This window comes from Microbacterium sp. LWH10-1.2, assembly GCF_038397765.1.
Lineage (GTDB): Bacteria > Actinomycetota > Actinomycetes > Actinomycetales > Microbacteriaceae > Microbacterium > Microbacterium natoriense.
Genome location: NZ_CP151638.1, coordinates 2,068,448 through 2,082,769 on the forward strand (window position 1 = coordinate 2,068,448; position 14,322 = coordinate 2,082,769).

Sequence of the window (14,322 nt, forward strand, 5' to 3'; positions counted from 1 at the left end):
CCGCCGCGCGCGTCGCGGAGGCCGCGACGCTGGCCGCCCGCCTGCTCTCCGACGCGGCGGAGGTGGGGACGTACGCGGAGGTCAGCGCGACGCGCGGCCGATCGTGGCGCTCGGTGTCGTTTCACGAAGATTGCCGGTGCCGCGTGCCGTCGTCCCGATCTCTGCGAGGAACCTCGACGGCGCCCGTTCGCCTCGGCCGGCCGAGCGAGACCAGGACAGCGACAGCGTTCGCGCGGCCCGCGTGACGCCGACGTACGCGAGTCGGCGCTCCTCGTCGATCGCCTCGAAGCCCGTCGCATACGAGATCGGCAGCGATCCCTCGGCCCAGCCCGCGAGGTGCACGTGGGGCCATTCGAGGCCCTTCGCGGCGTGCAGGGTCGACAGCGTCACCGTGCGCATGGTCGGCTCGTGCTGGTCCTTGGCCCTGGCCATCAGCGCGTCGCTGAAGCCGCGCAGCGTCGCGTCGGGGCCCGCCTCTTCCGCAAGACGGAGGATCGCGCGCCTGGCCTCCCAGCCGTCGCGCTGCGCACCGCCCGCCGCGGGCGGCTCCTCCGTGAGGCCGAGCTCGCGGAGCACCCGCTGCACCCCGGCGAGGAAGGAGTGCTCGGTCGGGGCCACAGCGGCAGCCCGGAGTGCGAGGATCGCCTGACGCACTTCGGGCATGTTGAAGAAGCGGGTGCCGCCGAGCACGCTCGTCGCGATGCCCTCCGCGGCGAGCGCCTGTTGGAGCACGGCGGACTGCGCGTGTGCGCGGTAGAGCACGGCGATGTCGGCGGGGGAAGCCCCCGCCTCGATCCGCGCGGAGATCGCCGCGGCGATGCCCGCCGCCTCCTCCCCCTCCGTGTCGAAGGCCGTGACCGTCGGCGGATCCGCGCTGAACGAATCGCGCGCGGGGACCAGCTCGAGTGCGCCAGGACGCCCGTGCATGAGGGCGTTTGCTGCTTCGAGGATGGGCGCCTGCGATCGGTAGTTCGTCTCCAGGCGCACGACGGTGGCATCGGGATGACGGCGCTCGAACTCCAGGAGGAACCGCTGCTCGGCGCCAGCGAACGAGTAGATCGTCTGGCTCGCGTCGCCGACGACGCAGATGTCGCGCCGGTCTCCGAGCCACAGCTCCAGCAGCCGGTTCTGCAGGGGCGACACGTCCTGGTACTCGTCGACGGTGAAGTGCCGGTACTGCTCGTGCACGGACGCCGCGACCCGCGGCTCGGCCTCGAGCATGCCCGCACAGGCGAGGAGCACGTCCTCGAAGTCGAGCTGGTGACGTTCGTCCTTCAGCGCCTCGTAGGCCCGTTGCAGCTCGACCAGCTGCGTGGCGTCGACGCCGCTCACCGTGCGGCCGAGCGCGGCATGCTGGTCGATCGAGAGCATCGAGACCTTGCGCCACTCGATCTCCGACGCGATGTCCCTGAGCGTCGCCGTGCTGGGGCGCAGCCGCATGGCGTCGGCCGCCTGTCCGAGCATCCGGACCTTGTTGTCGATGATGCCCGGCGCGGGCGCTCCGGCGAGCGTGGGCCAGAAGAAGTTGAGCTGCGCGAGCGCGGCGGCGTGGAAGGTGCGCGCCGCGACGCCCTCGACGCCGAGGGCCCGCAGTCGGCCCCGCAGCTCGCCGGCGGCCTTCGCGGTGAAGGTCACGGCCATCACCCGCGAGGGCGAGTACGCCCCGGTGTCGACGCCGTGCGCGATGCGGTGCGTGATCACGCGGGTCTTTCCCGTGCCGGCCCCGGCGAGCACCGCGACAGGCCCCCGCAGGACGGATGCCGCCTGCCTCTGCCTTTCGTCGAGTGCCTCCAGCGCGCTCACGCGCGCTCCTCGTACCAGGCGATGATCAGCGCGCGGGCGATGGAGGCCGGCCCCGGCAGACCCACCGGGCCCTCTCCGGCGAGCGCGGAGCCGATCTCTGCGCGGGAGAACCAGCGCACGTCGATGATCTCCTCGCCGTCTGGGCGCGCCTCGTTCTCGTCCACCACGACGGCGCGGAAGCCGAGCATGAGGGAACGAGGGAACGGCCACGGCTGCGAGGAGACGTAGCGCAGCGACGACAGCCGCACGCCGGACTCCTCCTCGATCTCCCGATGAACGGTGGACTCCAGCGACTCCCCCGCCTCGGTGAACCCCGCGAAGCAGGAGTACATGCGTCCGGCCCAGTTGGCGTTGGCGCCCAGCAGCAGGCGCTCGCCGTCAGCGCTCTCGACCGCGACGATCACGGCCGGATCGGTGCGCGGGAAGTGCTCGCGTCCGCACTGCAGGCACCGGCGGGACCAGCCCGCCTGACTCAGCTCGGTGCCTCCACCGCACGCGGGGCAGAACGGCGCGTCGCGCAGCCACCCGCCGAGGGCGAGCGCCTCGATGAGGAGTTCGGTGTCGTCGGCGCCGAGACTCGCACCGAGATCGCGGAGTCCCAGCCAGGTCTCGTCCGGCGCCGCGTCGATCGTGTCGGCCTCAGGCCCGAGAGCCGCGAGCAGGATGGCGGCGCCCTCAGAGCTGCGCCCCAGGAGAGCCCAGGTCGCATCCGCGATCGTCGACGGTGCGACGAGGAGCAGACCGTCGCGGTCGACGCGCACCCGCCCCTCACGCACGGCGACCACCCGGGTCGTCTCCTCCGCACGCAGTCTCTCGATGACGTCCGGCTCCGCGCGGAGATCGGCTGCGCGGTCGATGGGCGTGTGCGGAATGGTCATCGACTCCCTCTCTCACGGGCGTGGCGGGGGCGGAACAGCCCCTGAGCCGACCTACCCTGGGGGTATGGGACGCTCTCCTTTCACTCTAGCCGCGGCAGTGACGGCCGCACTGCCCGGAGCGGAGGTGACGGGCGCACGCGCTCTGACCGCCGATGGCGACGGACGGTTCGACTCCGCGGTCGCCTCGCTGCGCGACGGCCGTGAGCTCGCGATCCGGGTCGCCGACGACGACGAGGCCGCGACGGAGCTGGCCGCCGAAGCCCTCGCACTGCGCGCGCTGACCGCCGGCGCCCGCGCGATGCTGCCGTTCCGCGCCCCCGAGTACATCGGCGAGACCCGTCTCGACGATGCCAGGGCGCTGGTGACCGAACTCCTCCCGGGTTTCCAGATCGAAGCAGCGCACGTCCCCGCCGGGCGCGGCGCTGCGGAGTCGATGGGCGCCGCGATCGCCGCAGTGCACGCCATGCCGACCTCGGTCGTGCGCGGCGCCGGCCTCCTCACCCGCACCTCTCAGGAGAGCCGCGACGAGATCGAACGGCTCGTCGATGCGGCGGCGGCGACCGGCCGTGTACCCGCGCGGCTGACGGTCCGCTGGCGTGAGGCTGTCGCCGACGACGATCTCTGGCGCTTCGAGTCCACCGTGACCCTCGGCGGCGTGCAGTCCACCTCCTTCCTCTTCGACGACGATGCGGAGCGGGGCCCCGAGGTCTCCGGCATCGTGGGGTGGCATGCCCTGTCCGTCGGAGACCCTGCCGTCGACCTGGCATGGCTCTCGACGGCGCCCGATGCCGCGGCCGATGTGCAGGCCGCATACGCCCGCGCGGCCGACCGGACGCCGGATGCCGCACTCGAGGTCAGAGGGCGACTGCTCGCAGAACTGGAGTTCGCCCGCTGGCTCGTGCACGGCGACTCCCTGCGCCGCCCCGACATCGTCGACGACGCGGCCGCTCTTCTCGAGGCTCTGGCCGACGGCCTGCACGCCGATGACCTCACGGTGATCACGGCCCGCAACGAGGGCGTCGACTCCGCCATGGACGCGCTGGACCGCGTGCCCGAGAGCACGGTCGCCGCGGTCGACACCTCGATGCAGACCGATGCCTACAACCCCGACGAGCTCTGGCGCGATGAGGACCTCGACTCCGAGACATCGGAGGCCGCGCACCGTGCCGAGGTAGGCAGCCTGGAGACCGAGGACCTCTCCGCCGTGCGTTCGGTCTCGGCGCAGGCGGACGACGAAGGACGAACCTCCACCGCCCCGCACGACTCCGACGTGCAGCGCGAGCGCGCCGCGACCGAGGGTGAGCCGGAGGACGAGGCTCAGCGTGCTGCGCGCGCCGCACTCCAGCGCTGGAAGAGCTCCGACTCCGAGTAGACGCGGTCGCCCCTGATCACCAGGTCGTCCGCCACGTAATAGAGCGCGACGTCGATCTCCTCCAGAGGCACGCCGAATCGGCGATGGTAGGCCAGCCGGTACAGGGCGAGCTGCAGCATCCGCTCCTCGCGCTCCTCCGCCGTGCGCGGCGCCTTGCCCGTCTTCCAGTCGACGATCTCGATGCGGCCACCGCGATCCTCGCGCCGGTACACCGCGTCGAGCTTGCAGATGACAATATGTCGTGGTTCTGCCAGGGTCGCCGACGCCGAACCGGCGCCCGAGCCCAGCGCGAAGTCGATCTCGATCTCGACGGCGATGGGCTGCAGCGCACCCCATTCGCTGCGTTCGAAGGTCTCCTGCAACGCCGTCAGATCGGCAGCATCCGCTGACGACACGTCTCCGGGCCCCGCCGCGGCATCGTCCTCATCCAGCTCCCAGAGCGCCTCATCGACCCGCGTCCCGATCCCGACCAGCTCGCTCCGATGCTCGACCCACGCGTGGAACAGGGTGCCGAGACGCGTCTGCCGGTACGGCCGTTCGGGCATCGGCCTCACGATCGACGACAGCGTGCCCCCGAAGTCCGTCACGTAGTCCTTGAACTTCGACGCCGGCACGCGCGTCGGAGGCGCGGCATCCGTTCCGCGCAGTCGAGCGGCACGCTCCGCGAGCAGCCGCGCCAGTTCGGGCGTGGGCTCCGGGTCGCTCCCCGCGGCCGCGTGCACCGCGGTCGACGCGGCCTCGACGACCGGCCTCCTCGCTCCGAGGGGATCCAGCGGCCACGTGAGGGTGGCGCCCGGACCGTCGTATGGGTTGTCCTCGGGGTCGACGGGCTCGATCGGATCGGTTCCCAGCACCTCCATGGCCTCGAGCAGGTAGGGGCTCGGATCACGCGGCTTCTTCTGCCCCGCCCAGTGCGCACCGGTGAGCAGCAGATCGGTGCGCGCGCGGGTCACCGCCACGTAGGCGAGACGCCGTTCCTCCTGTTGCTGGTAGTCGCGGTACGCCGCCTTGAACACCGTGAGCGCTCCGGGGGCGTTCTTGCTGGCGCTGGTAAGCGAGGCGACGCCTGCCTTGAGCCTCTTCGCCGGATCGTCCTCGCCGGCGACGGCCTCGTCCGGATCCCAGGTGAAGCGCGGCAGCGCGTCACGGTCGCCGCGCAGCGCGAACGGAACGACCCCGAAGCCGAACCACCCCGAGGTGTCGGTCGGCCGGCTGGGCAGCTCGTCGGCGACCAGCCGCACGACCGCGACGGCATCCCACTCCAGTCCCTTGGAGCCGTGGATCGTGAGCAGCTGCACCACACCGGGTTCCGGCGGCTCCGGCCGCGGCATCAGCTCGTCCGTGCTCTCGGCCTTGTCCAACCAGGCCAGCAGGCTCCCGATGGTCCCCCGCTCGTCGGCCGCGAGGAACGCCCGCACCTCGTCGGCGAAGGCGCGCAGCTGCGTCGCCGCGACTCGAGCCGGTCCTCTGGTCTCGTTCGCGGCGAGCTCGATGTCGAGCCGCAGCTCGAGCTCGATGAGTCTGATCAACTCGGAGATCGGCTGCGATGACGCCCGGCGCAGCCGCTCGAGCATCTCCCCCGCCGCCCGGATGCGTGAGCGGCCCTCGGCGCTGATGCCGTCCAGCATCCGGTAGTCGTCACGCACGGCCCGCACGACGTCGACCGCGTCGATGATCGAGATCGCCTCGTCGGCGCCGCGCGATGAGCGCAGACGGATGCGGACCTCCTCCGGGAGCGGCCCCATCGCGGTGTCGGTCTCCGAGAGACGACGACCGAGGTCGTAGAGGGCGGCCATGTCGGCGACTCCGACGCCGAACCGCGGCCCGGTGAGCAGGCGGATCAGCGCCGAACCCGCGGTCGGGTCGTGCACCACGCGAAGGGTCGAGACGACGTCGACGACCTCGGGGGTCGAGAGCAGACCGCCGAGCCCGAGGATGCGATGCGGGATGCCGCGCGCCGCGAGAGCCGCGGCGAAGGTCTGCATGTGCTTCTTCGAGCGGAACAGGATCGCCCCGGTGTGCGGGCGCCCGGCGGCATCCTGATCGTGCGCGGCCCGGCGGTCGGCGAACCACGCGGCGACGTCGTCCGCCTCGTCGTCGACCGTGAACGCGAAGCGCACCTCGGCCCTGCCGTCTCCGGCGCCGGGGCGCGGGTCGAGCGGCGGGACGTCGAGCCCCGGGCGCTGCAGCGGCACCAGCACCTCGTTCGCGATGTCGAGGATCCGTCTGTCGTTGCGCCAGCTCGTCATCAGGCTGTAGGTCTGCGCGCCGTGACCGCCGGAGAAGGCCCCGGAGAACGCGTACAGGTTGTCGGCGCTGGCGCCGCGCCATCCGTAGATCGACTGGTGCGGGTCGCCCACCGCCATGACGGCGGAGTCCCGGAACAGCTCGGCGAGGAATCTGGTCTGGATCACCGAGGTGTCCTGATACTCGTCGAGCAGGACGACGCGGTGCTGCTCGCGGAGCTCCTCCCGTACGTCGGGCGCCGACTCGACGATGTCGTACGCGCCGCCGACCTGATCGGCGAAGTCCAGCACGCCGCGGCGCTCCTTCTCGGCGATGTAGTCGCGCACCAGACTGGCGAGCGTCGACAGGCTGAGCAGATTGGCCGTGGCCTTCCCGATGACGTCGTTGCTCGTGTAGGGCTCGAACGCACGAGCCTGTGCGACCGCGATGCGCACGGCCTCGTCGAGATCGACCCGATGATCGAGAACGTCGCCGGCGAGGCGCTGGACGGCGTCGATCACAGTGCCGACGGCGAACTCGATCTCCTCGAGCTCGGCCAGGTCGCTGCGCAGCACGACTTCGCGCGCCAGCATCCAGGATGCCGCCTGGCTGAGCATCGCGACGTCGGAGTCCCGACCGATGCGCGCGGCGTGCTCGCGCACGATGCCGTCGGCGAAGGCGTTGTACGTCGACACGCGAGGGCGGATCATCAGCTCCTCGGCTGTGCGCGGGGTGGCAGGGTCCCACCCCGTGCCGTACGACTCCGCGAGCTCGTCGAGCACGTGCCGGCGCACGAGCTCGCGCTGGCGACCAGCGACCGCCTCGTCGACGCGGCGGAGCGCGCCCGATGAGACGATCTCGGGGAGATGGGGCAGGAGACCCCGACGACCGTACTCGTCGATCACCGCGAGCCTGACGCCGATCCGCTCGGCGAGCTCTCCCGCCGCCTTGCGCGTGAACGTCAGCCCGAGGATCTCATCCCGGCGCACGTGACCGTTCGCGACGAGCCAGACGACGCGTCCCGACATGGTCTCGGTCTTGCCGCTGCCCGCGCCGGCGACGACGAGCGCGGGAGCGGGCGGCGCCTCGATCACGCGCTGCTGCGCCGCGGTGGGCGGTGGCTGCCCGAGCGCCGCAGCGATGTCGGTGGCGGAGAGGCCGAGGGTTCCGGGCCAGATCGGGGTCATGCGCTCACCGCCGGAACGGTGTGGATGCGGCAGGGCTTGACCCTGTTGCCCTGCGTGTCGGCGCAGTGCGCTTCGACCTGAGCCGTGAAACTCGACGCCGACATGCCGCGCGCGGCCTCGGACACCCGCAGGAGGAACGCCTCTCGTCCCTCGTCGTCGAGGGTGTGCTGATGCGCGATGCGGTAGTCGCTCTTGGCCAGCGTCTTCGACACGATGACGAGTCGCGCGCCGGCGAGCGCCGTGGGGTCGGCCCCGTCGATGAGTCCCTGTTGCACCGCGATCTGATAGGCCGCGAGCTGGGCGTGGGCGAGCACTCCGGAGTCGGACTCCGGGTCGTTCTTGCCGGTCTTGAGGTCGACGACGACCACCCTCTCGTTCTCCGCAGCAGCGGTGATCGGCGCCGAACCGCGCCCTCGGGCATGACTGTGGTCTCCGGAGCCGACGGGGTACGCCTCGACCCTGTCGATGAAGCCGTGGATGATCGCCTGCCCGCTCCGATCCTCCCCGACCTCGTGCACGGCGTGCTCGCCGTCGACGTCGACGGCGAAGCGGAACTCCACCTCGCTCGCGATCGCCCGACCGCCGTCGGCGCGCACGTCGCCGAGATAGGCGTGCAGCCGATCCACGAGAAGATCGGCGCGTCTGCGCTCCTTGCGTCCGATCCACTCGGTCTCGAAGTCGAGCTCCGGCCAGTGCTCCTCCACGATCGCGCGCATCCGCTCGAGGTCTCCGTCCGGCACCTTCTCCATCGCCTCGTGCACGATCGTGCCGATTCCGGCCGTGGGGGGCATCACCGTGTCCCCGCCGAGCGCCGAGACCACCCAGTTCACGCCGCACTCCTCGAACGACTCCATCTTCGACGGCGACACCTTCGCCCCGTCGACGGCGAGATCGCGCAGCGGCGCGTCGGTCGTCGGCGGAGTCACCCCGTACCAATCGGAGGGGTCTGCGCCGGGCACGCCCTCACGCGCCAGCACGGCAAGCTGCGCAGCGGCCTCGGCTCTCGCCGCGGGTGAGGACGAGGTGGTGAGGATCCGACGATGACGCGCGACCAGGCCGCGAAGGGTGAGCGGATGCTCGGCGGACGCGTGCAGCTCCGGCGGATCAGGCTTCGGCAGGAACCCGAAGAACGGGCTCGGCGTCAGGTCGTCGTCGTCGACCGCGGTGATCAGCAGCCGCGTGCGCGCTCGCGACACCGCACGCACGAACAGCCTCAGCTCGTCGTGCAGGGCCGCACGCCGCCGATCGAGGACACCGGGCTCGGGGACGACCACTCCGTCGCGCACGGCGGAGAGCGCATCGGCCAGCCGCCAGGTCTGCAGCATCCCGCCGCGCAGCCGCACGTTGGGCCAGATGCCGTCCTGCACACCGGCGACGACGACGGCGTCGAACTCGGTTCCCAGCGCCGTCGCGGGAGTCAGCAGCGTGACGCGCCCCGGACGGTCGGGGCTCGACAGCGAGTCCTCCGGCACCTCGCTGTCGAGGATGTCGCGCACGAAGACGTCGGGCTTCTCGTTCGGCGTGCGCTCGACGAACCTCTTGGCCGCATCGAAGAGCGAGACCAGCGCGTCGAGCGCCCGCGCCGTCTCCGCCCCGGACGCCTGCAGCGCCATCTCCCGCCACGCCACCTGCAGACGCCGACCGTCGACGGCGCGTGCCTGGTCCCAGATCCGCCACAGCAGGTCATGGATCGTCTCGCCCCGCTCGGCCGCCGCCGACACCGCGGCGATCGTCTCCGCGAACCGCGAGGCGGTGCGCGACTCGGCCGCATCGATGAGGGTGAAGTGCGCGGGCGCGGCGAACGCCTGGCGCAGGAGCTCGCGCGCCGGGGTGGATCCGCCCTGTTCGAGTTCGATGTGCCGCAGCCGCGCACGCAGGCGACGGAGGCCGATGGCGTCCATCCCGCCGAACGGCGTGCGCAGCGCCTCCTCCAGCATCTGCGGAGTGCGCTCCTCGACGGGCGTGAGCGCGAGCCGCACCGCCTCGACGATGTCGCGCACGATGCTCTCGCTGCCCAGCGGACGCTGCACACCGGCCGCTCTGGTCGGGATCTCACGCGCGGCGAGCTCACCCTCGAGGGTCGTCACCTGACGGGTGTCGTGCGCGATGACCGCCATCCTGTCCCAGGGGATGCCGCCTGCGAGGTGCCAGTCGCGCATCACCCCGGCGATCCTGTCGAGCTCCTCGTAGGGCGACGGGGCGATGAACGTGCTCACCGCCTCGGTCGTCTCGTCCGCGCCGACGGGAGCGGGCGCGCGGCGGTGATCCACCCGGCCGGAGGCGCCGATGGCCTGAGTGACCGTGCGGTTCAGCGCGGTGAGCGCCGGCGCCTGCCGGTGAGGACCGTCGAGCACGTGCACGTCGCCCAGTGCGCCGGCGAGCCGAGCGAAGAGCTCGGGGCTGGCGCCCCGGAAGGCGCCGGAGGAGATGTCGGGATCGCCGAACGCGAGCACGGCGATGTCCCTGCCTCGGAGCGCCTGCACGACGGCCACCCCGCCGCGGGTGAGCTCCTGCGCGTCGTCGATCAGCACCGCTCGCAGCGACGCGAGGGGGCCGAGGGTCGCCGCGTCGGCGGTCCGCAGGATCTCTCCCGCCTCCGCGAGGAGGTCGGCGGCGTCGCGGTGGGCGGCCCTGGCGGCGTCGAGCACCGTGCGGTACTCCACGAGGAAGTCCGCCACGGCCGCCCAGGTCGGATCTCCGGCCGTTCTGAGCTCGTCCGGTGACGCGCCCATCTCGACGCACTCCGCGATGAGCGCGCGCAGCTCGGAGCGGAAGCCCTTCGAGGCCCGCACCGACGGGCTGAGGGCGTCGGGCCACGAGATGTGCCCGTCCTCCTCGTCTCCGGCGAGCAGTTCGGCGATGAGCCTGTCCTGGTCGGCGCCCGTGAGCAGCGCCGGGGGCTCCTGGCCCGCCCTGACCATCGCCCCGCGAACGAGCTGGAACGCGAAGGACCCGAGCGACCGGGCCAGAGGACCCGGCGTGGCCTGGCCGATGCGCACGCCGATGCGGTCGCGGAGCGCGGTGGCCGCCTGGCGGCTCGGCGTGAGGACCAGCACCTCCTCCGGCCGCATCCCCTCGACGTCGAGCAGGTGCACGACGCGGTCGACGAGGGTGCGGGTCTTTCCCGTGCCGGGGGCGCCGATGATCACACCGGACGCCGCCGCAGCAGCGGCGACGACGGCTCGCTGTGCGGCATCCTGAGTCACGGATTCCACGCTACTGGGATGTCCGGACATCGGCCCTCCCGCCCGCGGTGACGCCCGCGTGCGCTCACGGCGAAACCGGCGGCGACCGCCGATCCCCGCGACCGCCGCCGGGGTAGAGTTGGGCACAGTCAGCAGCATCAACCACAGGGAGCACGCGTGGAAATCCGCATCGGCATCGTCAACACCGGCCGCGAACTGAACTTCGAGACCTCCGCCAGCGCCGACGAGGTGCGCGCCAAGGTCACCGCAGCCCTCGAGCAGAGCTCCACGCACCTCGACTTCGCCGACGTGAAGGGCAACTCCTACCTCGTCCCGACCGCGAACCTCGCCTACATCGAGCTGGGCACCGAAGAGTCGCGCCGCGTCGGCTTCGTCGCCTGACCCGCGATGTACATCCTCCTCGCACTCATCGGCGCGTGCGTGCTCGGCATCGCCGCGCACTACCTGATCGGCGGACGTGAACTGCGCGGCGTCGCCGTCACTCCGGCGATCGCGACCGCAGTCGCCGCTCTGGTCTACACGGGCCTGCAGTGGGCCGGTGTCGGCGAAGGCAGCATCTGGCTGTGGCTGGCGAGCGTTCTCGGCTCCGCGGTGATCGCCGCCCTCGCGACGATCGTGCTCGTCCGCGTCCGCACCGGTCGGGACGCCGAGGCCAGGGCCGCGCTCGGCATCTGAACCGGTGGACAGACGCCGGACCCTCTTCTGGATCCGCCTCTGCATCGTCGTGATGATGCTGGGGCTGATCGTCAGCGGCGTCACGGCGTTCCCGCTGCGCGAGGAACTCGGACTCGCGTCGGGCATCCTGCGCGACTCCCCCGTCGCCGCGTGGTTCCCCGACGCCGTCGCCTGGGTCGAGCGGGTGTCGCAGGCCCTCGTCGACGTCGGCGACCGCTACCCGTTCATGTCGTACGGCACCGATTGGCTGGCGTTCGCGCACCTCGTCATCGCGGTCGTCTTCATCGGCCCGCTGATCGACCCCGTGCGCAACGTCTGGGTCATCCAGTTCGGCGTGATCGCCTGCGCCGGCATCATCCCGCTCGCGCTCATCGCCGGTGGGATCCGGGGCATCCCGCTCGGCTGGCAGCTCATCGACATGTCGTTCGGGGTGATCCCGATGGTCATCGCCTGGCGACTCACCCGTCGGCTGGAGCGCGCCACGGAGTGGCGGCACGACGACGTCGTCAGGACGCGAGGCCCATCGCGTCCATCCTGCGGGCGTGCGCGCCCATGAGCTCCGTGTAGACGGGCTCGATCCTCTCGTCGTCTGCGGCGGCGAGTCTCTCGGGGCGCAGCGCCGAGCGGCAGACCAGGATCGTGTCCCCGACGAGCCGTCTGGCCCACATCGACAGCAGCGAACGCCACTCCTCGTCGCTCTCGATCGTCTCCTGGATGATCGCGACGATCTCGTGGCGGGCGTCGTCCTCGCTGAGGATCGTCCGCACCTTCTCGCCGATGTCGCCGTAGCTCGACGCCAGCGCGAGGTAGAAGTCGTCCAGCATGCCCGCGGTGATGTAGACGGCCAGCATGGTCTCGCGAGGGCGGGCGCCGATCGTCTTGCGACGGAACGCGTCGAGGTTCTCGCGGAACGGGAGCATGAGCTGGGTGGGATCCTCGCCGCGTTCGGAGATGAGGTCCACGATCGCCCGATGCTTCGTGAGGGTCGCCCCCGCGGCGCGGGACAGCGACTCCTTCTCGGAGAGCTCGGGGGTGGCGCGGATCAGACGGGTGAGGGTCTCGAAGTAGCCGAGCTGCAGGTAGGCCGCCTGCCCGAGGAAGCGATTCAACTCGGGTGCGAGCTCGGCGAAGTCGACGCGCGTCGCACCGCCCTGATCGCCCCTGCTGCGCAGCGCGAGGGTGCGACGAGGAGCCCTGCTCCGATTCCAGAACCAATTGACCACGGATGCTCCCCAACCGATCGACTACGGGATCACACTACTCGGGGAGAAGCCATCCCGAGGGTCGGAGCACGCCTCGGGTAGGCTGGTCCCGTCCCCGCCGTCGGAGCGGGGCCCCGCGCCTGTGGCACAAGAGACGGCGTGGATCCGTGACGAGGCGACTCTCCATGTCGCCGGACAGGCATCTGAACACAGTGACAACTTTCTCTGATCTAGGAATCGATCAGGACATCGTCGACGCACTCGCCGCAAAGGGCATCGTCGACGCGTTCCCCATCCAGGAGCAGACCATTCCGCTCGGCCTCCCCGGCCAGGACATCATCGGACAGGCGAAGACCGGAACGGGCAAGACCTTCGGCTTCGGCATCCCCGTCGTCCAGCGACTCGGCCAGAACCCCGAGCACGGCGTCAAGGCGCTCATCGTGGTGCCCACCCGCGAGCTCGCGGTGCAGGTGTACGAGGACATCGATCTGCTCACCAGCAACCGCTCGACCAGCGTCGTGGCCATCTACGGCGGCAAGGCCTACGAGGGTCAGATCGACCAGCTCAAGGCCGGCGCGCAGATCGTGGTCGGCACCCCCGGTCGACTCATCGACCTCGCGGGCCAGCGCCTCCTCGACCTGTCGAACGCGACCGAGGTCGTGCTCGACGAGGCCGACAAGATGCTCGACCTCGGCTTCCTCGCCGACATCGAGAAGATCTTCCAGAAGGTCCCGGCGGTGCGGCACACGCAGCTGTTCTCGGCGACCATGCCCGGGCCGATCGTCGCTCTCGCGCGTCGGTTCATGAACAACCCGATCCACATCCGCGCCACCGATCCCGACGAGGGCCTCACCCAGGCCAACATCAAGCACCTCGTCTACCGCGCGCACTCGCTCGACAAGGACGAGGTCATCGCCCGCATCCTCCAGGCCGAGGGCCGCGGCAAGACCGTGATCTTCACCCGCACCAAGCGTGCGGCGCAGCGTCTGGTCGACGAGCTGGGCGACCGCGGCTTCAACGTCGGCGGCGTGCACGGCGACATGGGTCAGGATCAGCGCGAGCGCTCGATGGCGGCGTTCAAGGCCGGGAAGAAGGACGTGCTCGTCGCGACCGACGTCGCGGCACGAGGCATCGACGTCGACGACGTGACCCACGTCATCAACCACACGATCCCCGATGAGGACAAGACGTACCTGCACCGCGCCGGTCGTACCGGTCGCGCGGGCAAGACCGGTATCGCGGTCACCTTCGTCGACTGGGAGGACCTGCACAAGTGGGCCCTCATCAATCGGGCGCTCGAGTTCGGTCAGCCGGAGCCCGTCGAGACGTACTCGTCGAGCCCGCACCTCTACAGCGACCTCGACATCCCCGCCGGCACCAAGGGCCGCCTGGTGACGGCCCCCAAGGCCGAGAAGCCGGCACGGGCTCCGCGCCCCGAGCGCGCAGCGGATGCCGCGGCCGAGGGCACCGACGAAGGAGGCACCCGCCGCCGCCGTCGTCGCCGCGGCGGTTCTGCGGCCGTCGGGTCGACCTTCGCCGAAGGTGCGACCGAGTCGTCGTCATCCGCGTCCGACTCCGGTCAGGCCGCCGATCGCGGCGCCGAGGGCGCCGGAACTCACGACGGCGCAGGCAAGGAGCATCACGACGGCAAGCCGGCACCCGCTCGCCGTCGCCGTCGCCGTCGCGGTGGTTCCGGTGGAACCGGAGCAGCGCCGGTCACCGGCGCCTGAACGATCTGAGAAGGGGCGAATGCTGCGGCATCCGCCCCTTCGT

Annotated in this window: 10 protein-coding genes; 5 read left to right on the forward strand and 5 right to left on the reverse strand. The window is 71.3% G+C overall.

Going from position 1 to position 14,322, the window contains the following annotated elements; all coding sequences use genetic code 11:
- Positions 1-81 precede the first annotated feature (81 nt).
- Positions 82-1,803, reverse strand: coding sequence for an ATP-dependent helicase (locus MRBLWH10_RS09915; RefSeq protein ID WP_341939724.1), 1,722 nt, complete (start codon positions 1,801-1,803; stop codon positions 82-84).
- Entirely contained in the window at positions 1,800-2,681 is an 882-nt protein-coding gene (gene nudC, locus MRBLWH10_RS09920) for an NAD(+) diphosphatase (RefSeq protein WP_341939725.1), read from the reverse strand. The genes MRBLWH10_RS09915 and nudC overlap by 4 nt, the downstream gene beginning before the upstream one ends.
- A 97-nt stretch (positions 2,682-2,778) precedes the next feature.
- On the opposite strand from nudC, the gene MRBLWH10_RS09925 reads away from it, so the two are divergent.
- The gene (locus MRBLWH10_RS09925; RefSeq protein ID WP_341939726.1) at positions 2,779-4,053 is read left to right on the forward strand and encodes a phosphotransferase; all 1,275 of its coding nucleotides are present in this window, start codon (positions 2,779-2,781) and stop codon (positions 4,051-4,053) included.
- Here the strand turns inward: MRBLWH10_RS09925 and MRBLWH10_RS09930 are convergent.
- On the reverse strand, positions 3,999-7,466 hold the full coding sequence (locus MRBLWH10_RS09930) for an ATP-dependent DNA helicase (RefSeq protein WP_341939727.1): 3,468 nt from the start codon (positions 7,464-7,466) through the stop codon (positions 3,999-4,001). The genes MRBLWH10_RS09925 and MRBLWH10_RS09930 overlap by 55 nt on opposite strands.
- Entirely contained in the window at positions 7,463-10,672 is a 3,210-nt protein-coding gene (locus tag MRBLWH10_RS09935; protein ID WP_341939728.1) for an ATP-dependent DNA helicase, read from the reverse strand. The genes MRBLWH10_RS09930 and MRBLWH10_RS09935 overlap by 4 nt, the downstream gene beginning before the upstream one ends.
- A 156-nt stretch (positions 10,673-10,828) precedes the next feature.
- Here MRBLWH10_RS09935 and MRBLWH10_RS09940 point away from each other — a divergent pair, with 156 nt between their 5' ends.
- The 3 genes from MRBLWH10_RS09940 to MRBLWH10_RS09950 are packed head-to-tail and all read left to right on the forward strand — an operon-like array spanning position 10,829 to position 11,903.
- Positions 10,829-11,053, forward strand: a complete 225-nt coding sequence (locus tag MRBLWH10_RS09940; RefSeq protein WP_045259005.1) for a DUF3107 domain-containing protein — start codon at positions 10,829-10,831, stop codon at positions 11,051-11,053.
- 6 nt (positions 11,054-11,059) lie between these two features.
- Positions 11,060-11,347, forward strand: a complete 288-nt coding sequence (locus MRBLWH10_RS09945) for a hypothetical protein (RefSeq protein WP_105672517.1) — start codon at positions 11,060-11,062, stop codon at positions 11,345-11,347.
- A 4-nt stretch (positions 11,348-11,351) separates the two neighbouring features.
- On the forward strand, positions 11,352-11,903 hold the full coding sequence (locus tag MRBLWH10_RS09950) for a hypothetical protein (RefSeq protein ID WP_341939729.1): 552 nt from the start codon (positions 11,352-11,354) through the stop codon (positions 11,901-11,903).
- Here the strand turns inward: MRBLWH10_RS09950 and MRBLWH10_RS09955 are convergent.
- Positions 11,854-12,570 carry a ferritin-like fold-containing protein gene (locus MRBLWH10_RS09955; protein WP_105672518.1) on the reverse strand — a complete coding sequence of 239 codons (717 nt, stop codon included), beginning with the start codon at positions 12,568-12,570 and terminating at the stop codon, positions 11,854-11,856. The genes MRBLWH10_RS09950 and MRBLWH10_RS09955 overlap by 50 nt on opposite strands.
- Positions 12,571-12,761: 191 nt before the next feature.
- On the opposite strand from MRBLWH10_RS09955, the gene MRBLWH10_RS09960 reads away from it, so the two are divergent.
- A complete protein-coding gene (locus MRBLWH10_RS09960) occupies positions 12,762-14,279 on the forward strand; it encodes a DEAD/DEAH box helicase (RefSeq protein WP_341939730.1) in 1,518 nt (505 codons plus the stop codon).
- The last annotated feature ends 43 nt before the right edge of the window (positions 14,280-14,322 follow it).

What these genes read in the sequence shown, in the direction of transcription:
- nudC (WP_341939725.1), bottom strand. Translation starts at nt 2,681, where the DNA reads ATGACCATTCCGCACACGCCCATCGACCGCGCAGCCGATCTCCGCGCG.
- MRBLWH10_RS09930 (WP_341939727.1), bottom strand. Translation starts at nt 7,466, where the DNA reads ATGACCCCGATCTGGCCCGGAACCCTCGGCCTCTCCGCCACCGACATC.
- MRBLWH10_RS09945 (WP_105672517.1), top strand. Translation starts at nt 11,060, where the DNA reads ATGTACATCCTCCTCGCACTCATCGGCGCGTGCGTGCTCGGCATCGCC.